Origin of the sequence: Paractinoplanes toevensis (genome assembly GCF_018332695.1) — a bacterium.
Taxonomy (GTDB): Bacteria; Actinomycetota; Actinomycetes; order Mycobacteriales; family Micromonosporaceae; genus Actinoplanes; species Actinoplanes toevensis.
The window spans coordinates 1-999 of the sequence record NZ_BOQN01000279.1 but is presented as its reverse complement, the minus strand read 5'-3'; the positions used below and the strand labels follow the sequence as shown (position 1 = coordinate 999).

The window sequence follows — 999 nt, the reverse complement described above, 5'->3', positions numbered from 1 at the left end:
GGGTTTGATTCTCGCGACCTCACCTCAAAAGGTGTCTAGACCGAAAGGTCGACTTCTTCCCAGTCGGGCGGTTTGTCGTGGTAGGGACCCTGGAAGACGATCGCCCACTCCAAGGCCCACCGGCGCTGGCCGATCGCGTTGCTGCCGATCTCCCCCGGCAGGTCCACGCCGAGCCGCTCCGCCTCCTGGAACGCCCAGTCCAGGCAGTAGTAGAGGTCGAGCAGGACGGCCGCCTCGATCGGATCGCGCGGTGACATGAGTGACCGGGATCGCCAGCTGCCGAACGTCTCCCCAGCCGGCAGATCCGGCATCTGCGACATCAACCGGTCCTCGGGCGGGGCCGTCGGATCCAGGTGCCGGCTCAGGCCCAGCAGCCAGGCCAGCGCGAAGACCGCGTCGTGGTGCAGCACGAACGACCGGTGGTCACCCTTGGCGCCGATCACGAACTGCCATTCCGGCGGCGTCACCAGATCGACCAGGTGCGAGCCGAGCAGCCAGCCCATCGCGATCTCGGTGGGCATCCCGAAGCATCGCGCCACGACCACGTGCAGCACCGCGCACCGCGCCTCGATGTCCAGGGTCGGACGCAGCTCGATCGTGTCGCCCGGCTCCCAGATCAGCGGGAAGCCGGGCGGTGGCAGCGGCAGGCCCAGCCGCTCGATCTCGTCGAGGCTGGCCTCGCGGACCGCGCGCGGGTCGGGTGCGGCCTTCGTCATGGTGCGTCAGGCTATGCGGTCGAGCACCAGGGGGGTAAGTGCGGGCGCGGCCTCTCCGACCGAAACGGCCGCTGCCGCTTCGGCCCGCGCGGCTTCGATCCGGGCGCCGTCATCGGCACGCAGCTCGAGCAGCACGTCACCCGCGCGCACCCGATGCCCGGGTTTCACCTTGAGCAGGATCCCGGCGCCGAGGCTGACCGGATCCTCCTTGCGGGCCCGGCCGGCGCCGAGACGCCAGGCGGCAACCCCGATTCCGTACGCGTCGACGGCCGTGACGACGCCG

General features: G+C 70.4%; 1 protein-coding gene and 1 pseudogene. Both read right to left on the bottom strand.

The window, feature by feature from the left end:
• Positions 1–35 precede the first annotated feature (35 nt).
• Positions 36–716, bottom strand: a complete 681-nt coding sequence (locus tag Ato02nite_RS51215; protein WP_213014002.1) for a DUF4272 domain-containing protein — start codon at positions 714–716, stop codon at positions 36–38.
• A gap of 6 nt (positions 717–722) precedes the next feature.
• Positions 723–999: pseudogene (locus Ato02nite_RS51210) on the bottom strand (thymidine phosphorylase); the annotation flags it as partial.

Coding starts and splice junctions, on each gene's coding strand:
- Ato02nite_RS51215 (WP_213014002.1), bottom strand. CDS start 716: ATGACGAAGGCCGCACCCGACCCGCGCGCGGTCCGCGAGGCCAGCCTC.